Source organism: Acinetobacter lwoffii, assembly GCF_019343495.1.
Classification (GTDB): Bacteria; Pseudomonadota; Gammaproteobacteria; order Pseudomonadales; family Moraxellaceae; genus Acinetobacter; species Acinetobacter lwoffii_P.
Genome location: NZ_CP072551.1, coordinates 62091 through 78403 on the forward strand (window position 1 = coordinate 62091; position 16313 = coordinate 78403).

The following is a 16313-nucleotide window of genomic DNA, read 5'->3' on the forward strand; positions in this document are numbered from 1 at the left end:
ATGCAAGAGATAAAACATATTTTATTTGTGCCACATAGTCCCGAGCAGCCGATTAATGCAGTGATTTTGGCCAAAAAACTGTCCAAAGCAGCAACAGCACTTGGTATTTCCAATGATGTGGCGACATCAGTTGAGCATCTCGATTTATCAAATGTTATTGATACGGTTGTTTTTGTTGGACAGAAGTCGGCAGATGCGACTCAACTGCGTGACAAGGTTGTGAAAGTCATTGGTTTGAATAACGCGCAACACGATGCGATCATGCTTTTGCAACAAGTTCTTGAGCATTCAGATGCTTTAGATGAAACTATTGCAGCCAATGTAGGGGTTACACGCTTTGTCGCCATTACAGCATGTCCAACTGGTGTTGCGCATACGTTTATGGCGGCCGAAGCCTTACAACAAGGTGCAGTAAAGCACGGTTATCAGATTGATGTTGAAACCCAAGGATCGGTTGGGGCTAAAAATGTTTTATCGGCAGAAAGTATTGCCAAAGCAGATGTGGTGATCTTAGCAACGGATATTGAGGTTAATACAGATCGCTTTGTAGGCAAACGCGTATATCGCTGCAGTACAGGATTTGCCCTTAAGCAAACGGATAAGACTTTTGCAAACGCAATTGCTGAAGCCAAAGTGCTTGAAACGGGTAAGCAAACAGCCACTAAGACAGAAAATGAAAACAAAGAAAAAACTGGAATTTATAAACACCTTTTAACAGGGGTGTCTTTCATGCTGCCGATGGTGGTGGCGGGCGGTTTGATCATTGCCATCTCGTTTATGTTTGGCCTCAATCCTGTTGAAGGAAGCTTTGCCGCATCCTTAAAGCAAATAGGTGCTGCAGCATTTACTCTTATGGTACCTATGCTGGCAGGTTACATTGCTTATTCTATTGCGGATCGTCCGGGTTTAACTCCAGGTTTGATTGGCGGTTTACTTGCAACACAATTAGAGGCAGGCTTTCTCGGTGGATTAGTTGCAGGTTTTATTGCAGGTTATATTGCGTTATTTTTATCGAAACAGCTTAAACTCCCAAGTAGCCTAGAAGCATTAAAACCAATTTTGATTATTCCACTATTGGCCAGTTTAGCTGTTGGTTTAATCATGATTTATGTGGTTGGACAGCCTGTTGCACAATTGTTTGAATTACTCACACACTTCCTTGCCAATATGGGGACGACCAATGCCATGATCATGGGGATTATCCTTGGGAGTATGATGTGTATTGATGTTGGGGGGCCAATAAATAAAGCGGCTTATGCCTTTACGGTGGGCTTACTTACGTCACAAACATACGGACCGATGGCGATTACCATGGCTGCGGGTATGGTACCGCCATTGGGTATGGCAATTGCAACTTTTCTGGCAAAGCATAAATTTGCCAAACCTGAGCAAGATGCAGGGAAGGCTGCTGTAGTTCTGGGCCTATGTTTCATCTCGGAAGGGGCTATTCCGTTTGCTGCCAAAGACCCGATTCGAGTGCTTCCATGCGCGATCGCAGGTGGTGCTGTAACTGGGGCTTTGGTTGCATTATTTAAATGTGAACTAGTCACTCCTCATGGCGGTGTAATGGTACTGATCATTCCGAATGCGATGAATTATCCATTAAAATATTTATTGGCGATTGCGATTGGAAGTGTGGTGACTGGTGTAGCTTATGCCGTGATAAAACAACGGTTAGAATAAGCCCTTCATAGAAGCTTTGTGAAAGCTATTTAGTGCAATAAATGAATATTTGCTCAATCCTATTTTGGACCAGTTGGAGAGTCTCTGCTTGAATTTGTCCAGGTAATAGGTCATGAGCGATATTGCTGAATCGGATTGCAACCTTACAAATCGAGCCAATAATTTCATCGACTTCTTGGACACAAAGTTCCGCTTCCTGAGTACCAAGTTTCACAAGAGCTTGTCGAGGAATATCCAGTGCCTTACCCATGATATCCATTTGATGATATCCCCCTGGTCCTTCACAGAAAGTAACATCATAGGCAGGGGCGAGTTTCCATTGCCCATTTTGGGACATCAGAAATGAAAAGTTTTTGCAATGATCATCTCGATTATTGAATACTACATTGAAAACAGCGTAAGCGTCCGCTGAACCCCATCGCTATTTTTTAATTTGAGTTGGGTTTCCAGCGGTGTGGCAGTAATTCTTCAATCTGGGTCACTTTATGTGTCGGCAACCTTTTCAGCACATCACTTAAATAGGCATACGGATCTAGCCCATTCAGCTTTGCTGACTGAATCAGGGTCATGACATTCGCAGCTCGCTGACCACTGCGTAGCGAGCCAGCAAACAACCAGTCCTTGCGTCCCAATGCCCAGGGACGCATTTGATTTTCGACCCAATTGTTGCAAATCGGTAGATTGCCATCATCCAAATAGCGACTTAAAGCTGGCCAACGCTTCAGAGTGTAATTGATCGCCTTGGCGATTGGAGAACTCGACGGCACCGTCAGATAATGTTGGTTGAGCCATTCATATAGTTGTTGCATCACCGATTGGCTATGTTGTTGCCGGTATTCGCGACGGTGTTGCGCTGTACCATCGGTCTTTTTCCTGAGTTCTGCTTCTATGGCATACAGTTTCTGAATCATCACTAATGCTTGTTCAGCGACCTGACTTTTCCCGGTCACATGCAGTTCATGGAATTTAAGATGTGCATGGGCCATGCAGCCCACCTCAATGATCTGGCCTGATTTAAAGCGTGCTTTATAACCACCATAATCATCACAGACCAGATGGCCTTGCCAGTCTTTCAGGAACTCTTCAGCATGCTTATCCTGAAAGTCATAGATCACCGCCTGAAGTAGATTGTACTGTGTGGTGGCATAGGCCCAGACATAACCTTTCTTCGGTTTTTTCTCATTCTCACCCATCTGCATGATGGTGACCGGTGTTTCATTGGCATGCAGCACCTGTTGCTGCAGTACAAGCTGTCACAGCTGCATTGCGTTGAGGCAGGTTCGTGCTCAATACGCAGAGTGAGTAGATGATCAGGTAGCGGTCGACGTTTAGGTTTGTTGGCTGGGGCTTTCTGTGTCGCTGCATCGGTTTTAGCTGCATTCAGCCGTTCCAGTTCCAGATCAACCGCGGCAATATCTTCTTCAACCGCTTCATCCCAGAGGTGGATTTGTTTGGCCGTTAAGTATTCATTCTTCTGGGCGAACTTATGCCGTTTAAACTGCAAAAGTTCATGCTCGTATTTTTGATTGAGATTAGAGAGAGATTTAACTTTAGAATCTAATTGCTGATTTGATTGTTCCAGTTGTTGTTTTGATTATGCTAAAGACTGATGCTGCAGCGCCAACTGTCGGATAAATTCCAGCAGGTGTTCATGGGTCAGTTGGTTTAAATCAGGCAGCATTTTCATGACTGCAGTATGGTTGAGATCATGTTTGGAGAATAGCAGAATGGATGAGTTCGATTAAGAGCATTGTTACCACTTGCTGCAGACCGATTCTTTGCCAAGTTAAACCGTGGATCAGTGCTTGTAACTGCTCCGGGCTGAGGGTCACGGTTTCATCTTGGTGAACTTTAGCCCAGTGGAATTTTCCCTGTTCCAGCCGTCGGGCACATAGCCAGATGCCCAGCCCATCATCCACCAGCACTTTCATGCGACGGCCACGCTTATTACAGAACAGATAAGCACAATGCGGTTTGATATAGCCAAAGGCTCTCAGCACCTGAGCCATGACAGTATCCATACCTGCTCGCATATCCAGAGGTTGGGTAGAAAGCCAGATTTCATCAATGCGGATCATTTGATCAAGCCCTGAAGTAAAAGCAGCAACTCCTTGGCCGATTCCACTGGCCATTCTATTTCGATCACCTGATCTCTTGCGGAGCATTGTTTCTGATGCAGTGGAATTCTGATATGAGCGACAGCATTCTTTTCCGGTTCAGGTGGCGGCGGTGCTTCTTGTTTGACTCTGGTGTCGGGTGAAGAATGACGGGAAGAAAGTCGGTCTGTGGAATGGAAGGGGTTGTGAATGATGGAACCATTGATCTGGACTGACGAATCCATTTATGTAATAGATTGGCATTGATCTGATGTTGCATTGTGACCTTAGCCACTGATGTATTTGGCTGCAGGCAAAGCTCGACCAAGTGCTGTTTAAAATCAGTTGCGAAGATTCTGCAGGCTCTTTCTGTCGTTTGTTCAGTGTCTATAAAAGTGTCTAAGGCCATAAACATAATGTCCATTTAATAAATAATGGGCACTATTGGTATATTGAGAAAATAAGAAAAGTGGGGTTCAGCGGATGCTTACCGAAAAAGAGATCTACAGAGACCTCTTTTTATTTGGGCTTAATACGTGAAATTATTGATGAGTGTCATCTTCATTCAGAATTTGCCCTGTGTGCTTTGGTGTAATTAAAGGTGCAGTCGGACGCGGTCCTGTGTATTGCAAGCCGATACCCGCATAGACATCATCTGCTGCAACTTCGGTTTCAAAACGTTCTTTGTCTCGTTCTCGGATTTCTTGGCTAATTTCTTCAACATCACTCTGGTCAACACCCAATTCTTCTAAAATCGCACCGCCAAATAGCATTGCCGACTCGAAGGTTTCTCGAATCATGTAATCCACATTTTGTTTTGCTAAATGCAGCGCATGCTCACGGTCATAAGAGCGAACCAGTAACTTGGTCAAAGGAAATTCATGTTGCACCAACTCTACAATCTTATTCGTCGTTTCTTTATGGTCTACGCAAACAACAATTGCTTCAGCCGTATCTGCTCCAGAGGCATGTAAAATATCTAAACGAGAACCATCGCCATAATAAATTTTAAATCCAAATCTTTCAGCGTTTTGAATCATGTCGATATCATTATCAATGATGGTCACATCAATGCCTCGAGCAAGCAGCAATTGACTGGAGACTTGTCCAAAACGACCGAAACCAATCATCAGTACTTTTCCAGAAAGTCCTTCAGCAATACGGATATTTTCTAAAGAAGTTTGTTCTGTAGTTTGGGTAAAACGTTTAAATAGAATGCCAATAATCGGCGTCAAAATCATCGACAAGACTACAATCGCAGTTAGGTTTGAGCGTTCAACAGCACTAGTGATTTGAGCACTCATGGCGGCAGCAAAGAGTACAAAAGCAAACTCCCCCCCTTGAGCCATTAGTAATGCGCGATCGAGTGCTTCAGAGTGTGAACTTTTGGTCAGGCGTGCAGTCAGATAAATTATGGATGCTTTGACAAACATCAGCAGAAGTACAGCACTTAAAATTAACCCCCAGTTATTTTTTATGACGTTAAGGTCTAATGACATACCTACGCCTAGAAAAAATAATCCGAGCAATATGCCACGAAACGGTTCAATATCTGCTTCAATCTGATGGCGAAAAGTGGATTCTGAGAGTAATACCCCTGCAAGGAATGCCCCCATTGCCATCGATAAGCCAGTGACTTGCATCAGTAATGCTGCGCCGAGCACGACTAAGAGTGCTGCTGCAGTCATGACTTCACGGGCTTTGGCTGCGGCTAATAAGCGAAATAAAGGATTAAGCAACCAATAGCCTGCAGCGATTAAACCTGCAATTGAAATTAAACCAATTCCGATGCTCTGCAAACGCGTAGAAGTACTTTCAACAACATGATTCGGTGCGATAAAAGCGACAATTGCCAATAAAGGGACAATCAATAAATCTTCAAACAGCAGGATCGAGATAATTTTTTGTCCTCGTGGTTGAGCAATGTCTCCACGATCTCCCAAAAGTTGCATCACAATTGCAGTCGAGGTGAGTACAAAGCCTGCAGCACATACAAAACTCACTTGCCAAGAATAGCCATAGATCAAGCCTACCGCCGTTAACCCCAATGAACAGGCACTAATTTGTAATGCGCCTAATCCAAAAATTTCTTTTCTTAAACCCCATAAATACGATGGACGCATTTCTAGTCCAATCACAAACAGATACATCACAATACCAAGCTCAGCAATATGCAGAATAGATGCAGAATCGTAGAAAAACGCCAGTCCAAATGGACCAATAATTAATCCTGCAATTAAATATCCCAATACCGAGCTTAATCCTAGGCGCTTTATTAAGGGGACTGAGATCACTGCCGCTGTGAGCAGTATGACAGGGGATAGAAGGCTGATAGATGTGGCTTCTGCACTCATATATTTCTCAGGTTTTGTATGGGGTCTGTTGACATTTCAAGTATAGAATTTACCCGATAAAGGTAGCCAAATATATATACAGGCTTCAAGCTAATGCAACTGCATCCTCATAGCTACTCAGTAGCTTATCATATGGTGTTGCTATTCCTCTGAACTGCTTTAACCTATAAATGCGTTCTCAACTAAGTATCTAATTTTATATAAATACGCCAATCTCAACTTAAAATAAGATTTTCGAATTGAATTGGTGAATGACCAAGCTTTTTATTTAGCACCACACAAATTGTATGCGACAGAATTTTACGAGTTATGCGGTGGGTTAAATGCCATAGATCTTTTGCCCTCACTTTCTGAATGTGAAAGCGATCTGTTAATTGACCAATCACTGTTTCAATCTTTCTTCGGGCTTTCATCATTATTTGCATTGTCTCTTTAGGTCTGAAATCTATCATGTTTTTTCTAAAGGGTGTTTGTAAATCAATACCCTGATATTCATAATATCGTTTCAATTCTGGTTTTAAATAGCCCTTATCTGCTCCCAGTAAACCGTAAATATCATTCGTGATTTCAGGTGCAACATCTCGCTCATCACAATGAGCAGGTGCAAAGGTATAACCCGTAATCATGCCTGAAAGATTAATGACGATATGAGCTTTGAAACCATCAAGTTTTTATGCTTTCTAGCTCTGGTATAACTACAGACAGGGAGTGGGAAGCCATCAATAAAGTGAATGTTATCTGAACCATAACGCTGAATGAGCTGTGCCATAATGGATTGACTGACATGCCACAGGTTTGCACAATGTTTACAGAAATTGGGATAAGATCCTAATTTTGGAAACCATTCTAACCAATTGTTTTTGAAATACATCCAAATATTTTTGTCTGTATCTAAACCAAGAAATTCACCTACTATTTGCATAGTGATGATTTCTACATCAGTAACAGCAGGCGGAAAACCACGAGTTCTCAGAGGCTGAATAACAACAATGGGATAAAGCTGTTCTATGATTACATAGACAAAAATGATAAATTCTTCAATGGACATAACTTTGCTTTAATTTCTTGGTGGAAACTAAAATAGGGTTATGTCCTTTTTATTTTAATCACTTAAAAAGTTGAAATTGGGGTTTAATATATTGAAATATATTAATTATTTTTTTATGCTATCCAATCCATCACCAAACACCTGTGAGTCACTGACATTATTGGTTGTGAGCTGAGCTGCAAGTTTTTGCAGTGTTTCAGCATCTATTATACCTATGTGAAGTTTACGCTATTGTCATCGATATTCAGACTGATGTTTTTTACGTTTTCATTTACCTTCTCCTAAAAACCTCAAGCCAGTAGGGTCAATGAGTAGATGGAGACTATCGCGACTTTTTTGATAGCTAAGAAGCCTCCAGTGGTAAGTTTGTGCAACAGAGCCTTATTTAACTAAAAATTTTCTATTTAACTTATGTTTACCTAAAATCTAGTTTATAAATTATTTTTACAATATATTTATTAATTTCAATATTTTGAAGAAAAATAATAGAAATTTATAAAAAATTAGTTCATGAACTTATAGGATTTTTAAGAGCATTTATATGAATGACTAAGTACTGTGAAAAAAGAGAACTAGATGACGTTTAGATAAAATTTTCAATCAAATAATCTTATTGTTGTTATTTCTAGTCACATAGTCTATTTTTATTATATGAATTATTTTTCCTCACCCAAAAGACCACGTGGTCGACCAACCAAACACGGTTGTAACTATGCAGACACTAAAGAAGTTTTAATCCACCGAGGTATCGAGTTACTGACCGAACGTGGAATGAATGCTATGAGCTTGGACGATCTCATGAAATCAGTCCAAGTTCCTAAAGGGTCTTTCTACCATTATTTTGTAAATAAAGAGGCTTTTATTTTAGAAGTCTTAGATGCTTATGAACTTTATTTTGTGAAGCGATTGAATAAGTTTTTAAGTCAAACTGATCTTTCCCCACTAGAAAAGCTGCAAAATTTTGTAAAAGATGCGGGTGAAAAAATGCAAAAATATGATTTTAAACGAGGTTGTATTTTAGGTAACTTAGGACAAGAAGTGTCGTATTTACCACAAGAAATCATTGCCCGAATCGAAAATATCTTTAAGGTATGGGAGAAATTAGTTTCTGATTGCCTACATCAGTCAAATTCACAATATAGCCTAGCTGATTGCGATGAAGCTGCTTATCAGTTTTGGATTGGGTGGGAAGGTGCAGTTCTAAGAGCACGTTTGGTCAAATCAACAAGTCCCTTAGATGCATTTTATCGCTTGTTTACTTTAGCTGTAAAACAACAAATCACGTAAAAAGTTAATTAAAAAATAAATGCAGACGTCTGTATTTATTTTTTAATTAATTCTAGACAAGCAGTCTAATTAAATGGAGAGGAAGTTCTATGTACAAAGGTATTGTAATTACTAAAGATGAAGCAGGTTACACATCACAAATTACTGAGATTGCATCAAAGCCTTTACAAGAAGGAGAGGTTAGAGTCGAAGTCAAATATTCAACACTCAATTATAAAGATGCTTTAGCCATTACTGGGCGTTCACCAGTGGTGCGTAGTTTTCCTTTGACCCCAGGCATCGATTTTTCGGGTGTTGTGATTGAATCAAAACATCCAGCATGGAAAGAAAGAGATGAAGTTCTACTGAATGGTTGGGGAGTGGGTGAGAAGTATTTTGGAGGGCTAGCCGAGCAAGTCACTGTTTCTGGTGATTGGCTCATACAAAAACCTTCTGCTTTTTCTTTTAAAGATACGATGGTTATTGGTACAGCAGGTTATACCGCAATGTTGTGTGTCATGGCTTTACAAAAACATGGTATTAAACCAAGTGATGGAAAAATTTTAGTGACAGGTGCAAATGGTGGAGTAGGTAGTATTGCCATTATTATTTTGAATCATCTTGGTTATGAGATTACAGCTTCAACTGGTCGACCTCAAGAGTCAGAATATTTAACCTATCTAGGTGCGAGTGAAATTATTGATCGTATTGAATTATCTTCCCCAGGAAAGCCATTAAACAAAGAAGTTTGGGCTGGCGTGATTGATACTGTTGGTAGCCATACTTTAGCGAATGCATGTGCTAGTACAAAATATTGTGGTGCAGTTGCTGCGTGTGGTTTGGCAGGCGGAATGGATTTTCCAGCAACAGTTGCTCCATTTATTCTAAGAGGGATTACCTTATATGGAATTGATAGCGTGATGGCACCAATCGAATTAAGAAAAGAAGCATGGGAACGTTTAGCTACAGAATTAGATCAAACAAAATTAGAAAAAGTTACGACTGAAATTCAGTTAACAGATGCTTTAAATATTTCAAATGAAATTTTAGATGGAAAAATTCGAGGTAGAGTTGTTGTACAGATATAGTTCAACAAAATGAGTTGTGGGACTGTTCTAAATTTTGTGTAAGTACTTAATTTTCATTTATCCTACTGAGGATAATAAAAAGAGGTACTTCACATGGATGAAGCTACAATCAAAAGTATGGCAGCTGAATTAGCTAAAGGTTTAAAAACTCCTGAAGATTTAAACCAAATGACAGCCATATTTAAATGTATTAGTTTAGCAATGAATTGTTTTACGATTCAGTTCGATGATCGATTAAAAGATCATTTATAAAAAATGGGACTTACACAAAATAATTTACAGGCTCGTAGAAACATGAAAATACATTCTTTTGGTGAACACAATAACATTACTTTATCTAATAATTGTATTGAAGTTCGAGGTGCACGTGAGCATAACCTTAAGGATGTAGATGTTTCTATCCCAAGAAATGCACTTGTTGTTTTCTCAGGTGTATCGGGTTCAGGAAAATCATCACTTGCTTTTGGAACTATTTTTGCTGAAGCACAAAGAAGATATTTCGAATCTGTTGCACCTTATGCAAGACGCTTAATAGATCAGGCCGGAGTACCAGATGTTGATGCTATTGATGGTCTACCACCAGCAGTAGCATTGCAACAACAACGTGGTGCAAGTAATACCCGTTCTTCTGTTGGAAGTGTAACAACTTTATCAAGTCTCGTGCGAATGATTTATTCGCGTGCTGGTGCATATCCTGCCGATCAGCCAATGTTATATGCCGAGGACTTTTCACCGAACACTCCTCAAGGTGCTTGTCCTACCTGTCATGGTTTAGGTCACATTTATGAAGTTACAGAATCGACAATGGTTCCTGACCCAACACTCAGTATTCGTGAGAGAGCTATCGCATCATGGCCACCTGCTTGGCACGGGCAAAACTTACGCGATATCCTAGTAACCCTAGGGTATGATGTTGATCGACCATGGAAAGATTTACCGCAATCGGATAGAGACTGGATTTTATTTACTGAAGAAACCCCAACAGTTCCTGTCTATGCTGGTTTAAGCCCCGCTGAGACTCAATCTGCACTTAAACGTAAACTAGAACCCAGCTATATGGGCACTTTCACTGGTGCTCGTCGCTATGTCCTTCATACTTTTGCTAATACCCAAAGTACGTTGATGAAAAAACGTGTTTCACGTTTTATGGAAGGAAAAATATGCCCTTCCTGTCATGGTAAACGCCTTAAACCAGAAGCCTTATCTATTACCTTTGCTGGAGTAGATATTGGTGAGTTTATGCAACTTTCTTTGGATAAGTTAACTTGCCTGCTTGAGCCCATTGTTCTTGGCAATTTCGACGCTCATGATGCTGGAGAAAAGACTAATAATAAAGTAACCCAACTTGATAGATCTGAACGAGCAACAACAGGTAGAGCAGTGCATTCTGTATCTCCAGATGTAAGACGTACGTCAGCACTTTCAGATGAAAAGAAAATTGCTGCCCAGCGTTTAGCAAATGGTGTGGTGGGGCGTTTAAATCAATTACGCCAGTTAGGTCTTGGTTATCTAACATTAGATAGAGCCACACCGACTCTTTCAGCGGGAGAGTTACAACGTTTGCGTTTAGCAACACAATTAAGTTCTATGCTATTTGGTGTAGTTTATGTACTGGATGAACCGTCTGCTGGATTACATCCTTCAGATAGTCAGTCATTATATGATTCTCTCGATAAATTAAGAGACGCTGGAAACTCCGTATTTGTTGTAGAGCATGATTTAGAGCTCATGCGTCGTGCTCAATGGTTAGTGGATGTTGGACCAGATGCAGGAGAGCAAGGTGGTAATATTTTATATAGTGGAGTACCTCAGGGTTTAAGTGAGATTTCAGCTTCACGTACTGCAAGTTATTTATTTAATAAAATCCCAGTTACTCAAAGTTATGGACGTACACCCTCTGGTTGGCTTGAACTTAACAATATTTACCGACATAACCTGCATAATATTGATGCTCGTATACCTCTTGGTGTACTTACAGCAGTTACAGGTATTTCAGGTTCAGGTAAATCTAGTCTCGTTTCTCAAGCTTTACCCGAGTTAGTACTTTCATATTTAGGCAATGAGTCTGAAACTGAAAACAATAATGAAAATAATCCTTTAAATGAAGGAATGTTGGTTAACGAGGTTACACAGGGTTCTCTGGCTGGTGATGTGGAGGCTATACAGCGTCTGGTACAGGTTGATCAAAAACCAATTGGCCGTACTCCACGTTCTAATCTGGCAACTTATACGGGTTTATTTGATCATGTTAGAAAGTTATTTGCTGGGACTCCTGAAGCTCGCCAAGCTCATTATGATGCTGGACGTTTTTCGTTTAATGTGGCTAAAGGGCGATGTGAAACTTGTGAAGGTGAAGGCTTTGTCAGTGTAGAGTTATTGTTTATGCCAAGTGTATATGCCCCTTGTCCGACATGTCATGGTGCTCGATATAATGATGACACTCTGAAAATTCGCTGGAATGGACGTAATATTGCTGAAGTATTAGGAATGACCGTCAATGAAGCACGTGATTTTTTTGATGGAGAGGTCTCGATTGCTCGTTCACTACAATTATTAAAGGAAATTGGCCTTGGTTATTTACGTTTAGGGCAACCAGCGACTGAACTATCTGGTGGAGAAGCGCAACGTATTAAATTGGCGACCGAGCTGCAACGCAATCAGCGTGGAAATACACTGTATATACTTGATGAGCCAACTACAGGTTTGCATCCATCAGATGTAGATCGATTGTTAGTTCAATTGCAGCGATTAGTCGATGCGGGTAATACCGTGGTTATGATTGAGCATGATATGCGTGCCGTTGCACAAGCAGATTGGGTGATTGATGTGGGACCAGGTGCTGGAAATGCTGGTGGGAATATTGTTGTGGCAGGAACACCAAAACAAATAACAGAAAATCAAGATAGCCGTACTGCTCCATATTTAGTTAATGAGTTAGTGAGTCGTGATACTAAACGTTGATATTGCGAGTGGGTAGAATAAAACCTTAAATTAAAAGCCTGTAAAATCAATCAGATATTTTTTGTTTTAGGTGGTGTGTGAGCATGAAATCTAAAAGTTTTTTTCAACTAAGGGCTTTGTTGCACAAACGGTAATCCTCCCATTAATAACCGAAGTTAAAAGTAGAGGTTAAGCAGCCATTAGAGGTGGCCTTCCTTTGTTTGCTTGGTGTGGTCTTTCATGGTTGTAATGCCACAGCCAGTTTGTTGCATAATCTTGTACTTCATCCAAAGTATCAAATAAATGTTTGCTCAGCCAACTATAACGTATAGTCCGATTATAGCGTTCAATATACGCATTCTGCTGTGGTTTACCTGGTTGAATATATTCAATACGAATACCTTGTTCAGTTGCCCAGCGTACAAATTCGTGACTGATAAACTCCGGGCCATTGTCACACCGAATAACTAACAGTTTTTCTCGCCATTCCAATAACTGATTCAATGTGTGAATAACCCTGATCGTGGGTAATGAGAATCCTGCTTCAATAGTCAAACCTTCTCGACGGTAATCATCAATCACATTCAACAATCGGAACTTACGACTATCGATCAGCTGGTCATGCATAAAATCCAGTGACCAGACCTGATTTGCCCGGATCGGCTCTTTCAGTGGTTCTGGTGCATGCCGTTTTAGTCTTCTTCTCGGTTTAATGCGCAGATTCAGTGCTAACTCACAGTAAATGCGATAAACACGCTTATGATTCCAAACATGGTTTTCAACATGACGTAGATAAGAGAAACACAGACCAAAACCCCAATCTGTATTTTCTTCAGTGAGCTCAATGAGCTGTTCTGCAATTAATGTATTGTCATCGTTTAACTTGGATTGATAACGGTAGCAGGTTTCACTGATACTAAATGCTCGGCAAGCCAAACGAATGCTAATCGCATAGTGGGCAACTGCCTGTTGTGCCATCTTACGTCGGCAAGATGGCCTCACCACTTTTTTGCCATCGCTTCCTGAATGATCTCTGCCTTTAAGCGTTCCTCAGCATACATCTTTTTAAGTCTGGTATTTTCTGCTTCCAGTTCTTTGAGTTTTGCCATTAATGATGTATCCATACCGCCATATTTGGCACGCCATTTATAGAAGGTCGCATTACTCATACCGTGTTCACGACAAAGGGCGGCTACAGGTGTGCCAGACTCCGCCTGTTTCAAAATGGATATGATCTGACTGTCAGTAAATTTAGATGTTTTCATGCAGAATCTCCTGCCTATACTTTAAGAGAAAATTCTACTTTTAGGTCCTATTGTTTTTAGGAGGGATTACTGGGTACAAACATGGACATGATGAATCCAGATCAAACAAAAGAATAATTTGATTTTCGTTTGAAACTTTCTTTTCCAAATGAATTGTTTTTAAAGCAAACATAGTAAAGTTTATGAAGTATTCTTGAGGTCAACATATTATATTTTACAAATGAAATTGAAATTATTTAAGTTATTGAATTTTCGTTTAATAAAAGAAGATATGAAGTTATTATCAGGTATAAGTCATTTAACATAATCAATATTATACGAAATCAGTGTGTTAGAACCCATTTAAAGTGTCTATATTCTCACCAATAAAAATGTCTGGTTTATGATGGTTTTTATCACCATGGACTGGATATAAAATATAGATGCTGATCACTATGTCTGATAAAGAAATTCAACGTCTTGCAGTTCTGCAAGACGTTAGAGATCATCGTATTACCCAGGTCCGTGCTGCTGAAATCCTGAATCTTTCCACCCGTCAAATTACCCGGTTATTGCAGAAGCTCAATCAAGATGGTGTCTCAGGTATGGCACATGCCAGTCGTGGTCAACCGGGTCATCGTCGCCATGACGTCCTGTTAAAATCAGAATGTCTTTCCATTATTTCTGAACATTTGCTGGGCTTTGGTCCTACATTGGCTCATGAGAAGCTCAGCAGCATGTTTGGCCTGCATATCCCGGTAGAAACGGTTCGTCGCTGGATGACTGCAAATGACCTCTGGATTCCTCGATCCAAGCGCCTGAAACGTCCATATCAGCCTCGATACAACCGTGATTGCTTCGGTGAGCTGATCCAGATCGATGGCTCATATCACGACTGGTTTGAAGGTCGAGCTTCCAAATGCTGCTTGCTGGTTTATATCGATGACGCCACTGGAAAGCTGTTGCATCTGCGCTTTTGTGAGGCTGAAACGACCTTTGATTATATGCTTTCAACCCGAGCCTACATTGAGCAATACGGCAAGCCTTTAGCGTTTTATAGCGATAAACACTCGGTATTCCGAGTGAATCAGAAATCGAGCCAAGATAGCCAGATCACGCAATTTGGGCGGATCCTGAATGAGTTAAACATTGATATTGTCTTCGCCAACTCCCCACAAGCCAAAGGCCGCGTAGAACGTGCCAATAGAACTCTTCAGGACCGTCTGATCAAGGAGATGCGCCTGGAAGGTATCTGTTCGATTGCTGAGGCCAATGCATGGTTGCCCTGCTTTATCGAGCAGTTCAATCAGAAGTTCGCCAAATATGCGCGAAACTCAAAGAATTTACATCGGCCATTAACCGAATCTGATCTTGAACTGGATGATATTTTTACCTGGCAGGAACCGCGTAAGGTCACCAAGAATCTGACCCTGACCTATGACAAATGTATTTATATGCTTGAGCCAACAGTACTGAATCATAAGCTGATTGGGCAATACATTTCATTTCTAGAGTATCCGGATGGCACTGTGGCCCTCATGCATGAAGGGCGAAAGCTCAACTACAGCATCTTCAATAAATTGGCTGGGCTGCAGCAAAATGAGATTGTTGAGAATAAACGGTTAGGTACAGTTCTGGCACATATTCAGCAACAGCATGAAGAGTTGGAAAAACAGAATAAACGTTCCCGTCTCAAGAAAAGTATGCCGAGTCGTAAAGCTCAGAAAGCTGTTATTGAACAAAGAAAGTTAAATCCTGTGCTTGACTCTTGTGGTTAAAAACAGGACATTTTAAATGGTTTATCGCATAGACATTTTAATTGGTGAATAACACAGTGTTGTAAGCCCAAAATAGAAATGTCCGCTTTTAGAATGTGCACTTTTGCAATTTCCTTAGCGGACGGTTTGATATGTTGGTGTCTATGTCGGATAAAGAACTTAAACGATTGTCGGTCTTGCAGGAAATCTGCGATCAACGCATAACTCAATCCCAGGCTGCTCAGCTACTTCATATTTCAGAATGTCAGGTCAGACGCTTACTGCAGAAATACAAAGTTCAAGGTCCAGCTGTATTAGCCCATACGGGTCGTGGCCAAACCAGCAATTCCAGGCTTTCTGAAGAACTCAGACTCAAGTGCCTCAATATTGTTTCTGATCAACTGCATGGTTTCGGACCAACCTTGGCGCATGAAAAGCTTATTCAACAGGAGTTATGGTTCATTCTGACCAAGGCAGTCAGTACTGTAGTCGTGCTTTTAGAGCGCTATTATTGACGAATAACTGTATTCAAAGTATGTCACGCAGTCTTGCGCAGTACACTGCTCATGTTGGGACAATGCAGTGACTGAAAGCTTCTTTCATACATTGAAAGGTCATGTAATCCATGGCAGTGTGTTTGCCACTCGAAAAGAAGCGAATGCTGTCCTGTTCGACTATATCGAGATTTATTACAATCGAATCAGAATACATTCTGCAAATGGCTGGTTAAGTCCTGAAGCCTTTGAACAAAAATATTGTAAGAATTTAGAGGGATCGAATGTCCATAATACTGTCTAGGATCAGATAAAGGATTCTGCATCTGAAAAAAAGGCCTTT

At 40.7% G+C, this 16313-nt stretch carries 10 protein-coding genes and 8 pseudogenes; 8 read left to right on the plus strand and 10 right to left on the minus strand.

Annotation, left to right across the window (positions count from 1 at the left end; all coding sequences use genetic code 11):
• Positions 1-1683: a fructose-specific PTS transporter subunit EIIC gene (locus tag J7649_RS15795; RefSeq protein ID WP_004647821.1), complete on the plus strand. Its 1683-nt coding sequence runs from the start codon at positions 1-3 to the stop codon at positions 1681-1683.
• A gap of 29 nt (positions 1684-1712) precedes the next feature.
• On the opposite strand, the pseudogene J7649_RS15800 reads toward J7649_RS15795, so the two are convergent.
• From J7649_RS15800 to J7649_RS15835, 8 genes and pseudogenes are all read right to left on the minus strand, one after another.
• Positions 1713-2080: pseudogene (locus tag J7649_RS15800) on the minus strand (HipA domain-containing protein); the annotation flags it as partial.
• A gap of 31 nt (positions 2081-2111) precedes the next feature.
• Positions 2112-3265: pseudogene (gene tnpC, locus J7649_RS15805) on the minus strand (IS66 family transposase).
• Positions 3266-3389: 124 nt separating this feature from the next.
• Positions 3390-3815, minus strand: coding sequence for an IS66 family insertion sequence element accessory protein TnpB (tnpB, locus tag J7649_RS15810; protein WP_228738682.1), 426 nt, complete (start codon positions 3813-3815; stop codon positions 3390-3392).
• Between the two features lie 10 nt (positions 3816-3825).
• Positions 3826-4203 (minus strand): transposase, encoded by a 378-nt coding sequence (locus J7649_RS15815; RefSeq protein WP_338026414.1) that lies wholly within the window; start codon positions 4201-4203, stop codon positions 3826-3828.
• Between the two features lie 118 nt (positions 4204-4321).
• Positions 4322-6133, minus strand: coding sequence for a monovalent cation:proton antiporter-2 (CPA2) family protein (locus tag J7649_RS15820; protein ID WP_219310182.1), 1812 nt, complete (start codon positions 6131-6133; stop codon positions 4322-4324).
• An 85-nt stretch (positions 6134-6218) separates the two neighbouring features.
• A pseudogene (locus tag J7649_RS15825) lies at positions 6219-6340 on the minus strand (IS5/IS1182 family transposase); the annotation flags it as partial.
• 8 nt (positions 6341-6348) lie between these two features.
• A pseudogene (locus J7649_RS15830) lies at positions 6349-7181 on the minus strand (IS982 family transposase).
• Between the two features lie 114 nt (positions 7182-7295).
• Positions 7296-7529, minus strand: a pseudogene (locus J7649_RS15835) (transposase); the annotation flags it as partial.
• 303 nt (positions 7530-7832) lie between these two features.
• Between J7649_RS15835 and acuR the strand changes: the two are divergent.
• From acuR to J7649_RS15855, 4 genes are all read left to right on the plus strand, one after another.
• Positions 7833-8468: an acrylate utilization transcriptional regulator AcuR gene (gene acuR / locus J7649_RS15840; protein WP_219310184.1), complete on the plus strand. Its 636-nt coding sequence runs from the start codon at positions 7833-7835 to the stop codon at positions 8466-8468.
• 89 nt (positions 8469-8557) lie between these two features.
• The gene (acuI, locus tag J7649_RS15845; protein ID WP_219310186.1) at positions 8558-9535 is read left to right on the plus strand and encodes an acrylyl-CoA reductase (NADPH); all 978 of its coding nucleotides are present in this window, start codon (positions 8558-8560) and stop codon (positions 9533-9535) included.
• Positions 9536-9628: 93 nt separating this feature from the next.
• Entirely contained in the window at positions 9629-9787 is a 159-nt protein-coding gene (locus J7649_RS15850) for a hypothetical protein (RefSeq protein ID WP_161489514.1), read from the plus strand.
• A 42-nt stretch (positions 9788-9829) separates the two neighbouring features.
• A complete protein-coding gene (locus tag J7649_RS15855; RefSeq protein WP_086044950.1) occupies positions 9830-12496 on the plus strand; it encodes an excinuclease ABC subunit UvrA in 2667 nt (888 codons plus the stop codon).
• A gap of 168 nt (positions 12497-12664) precedes the next feature.
• Here J7649_RS15855 and J7649_RS15860 read toward each other — a convergent pair.
• A protein-coding gene (locus J7649_RS15860) for an IS3 family transposase (RefSeq protein ID WP_219310188.1) occupies positions 12665-13740 on the minus strand; the annotation gives its coding sequence in 2 pieces (ribosomal slippage) (positions 12665-13488 and positions 13488-13740; 1077 coding nt in all).
• A gap of 64 nt (positions 13741-13804) precedes the next feature.
• Positions 13805-13912: pseudogene (locus J7649_RS16960) on the minus strand (site-specific integrase); the annotation flags it as partial.
• 250 nt (positions 13913-14162) lie between these two features.
• Here J7649_RS16960 and J7649_RS15865 point away from each other — a divergent pair.
• From J7649_RS15865 to J7649_RS15875, 3 genes and pseudogenes are all read left to right on the plus strand, one after another.
• Positions 14163-15497, plus strand: coding sequence for an ISNCY family transposase (locus J7649_RS15865; protein ID WP_219310190.1), 1335 nt, complete (start codon positions 14163-14165; stop codon positions 15495-15497).
• A 143-nt stretch (positions 15498-15640) separates the two neighbouring features.
• Positions 15641-15916: pseudogene (locus tag J7649_RS15870) on the plus strand (helix-turn-helix domain-containing protein); the annotation flags it as partial.
• Positions 15910-16274, plus strand: a pseudogene (locus J7649_RS15875) (IS3 family transposase); the annotation flags it as partial. The pseudogenes J7649_RS15870 and J7649_RS15875, both read left to right, overlap by 7 nt.
• Positions 16275-16313: the final 39 nt, after the last annotated feature.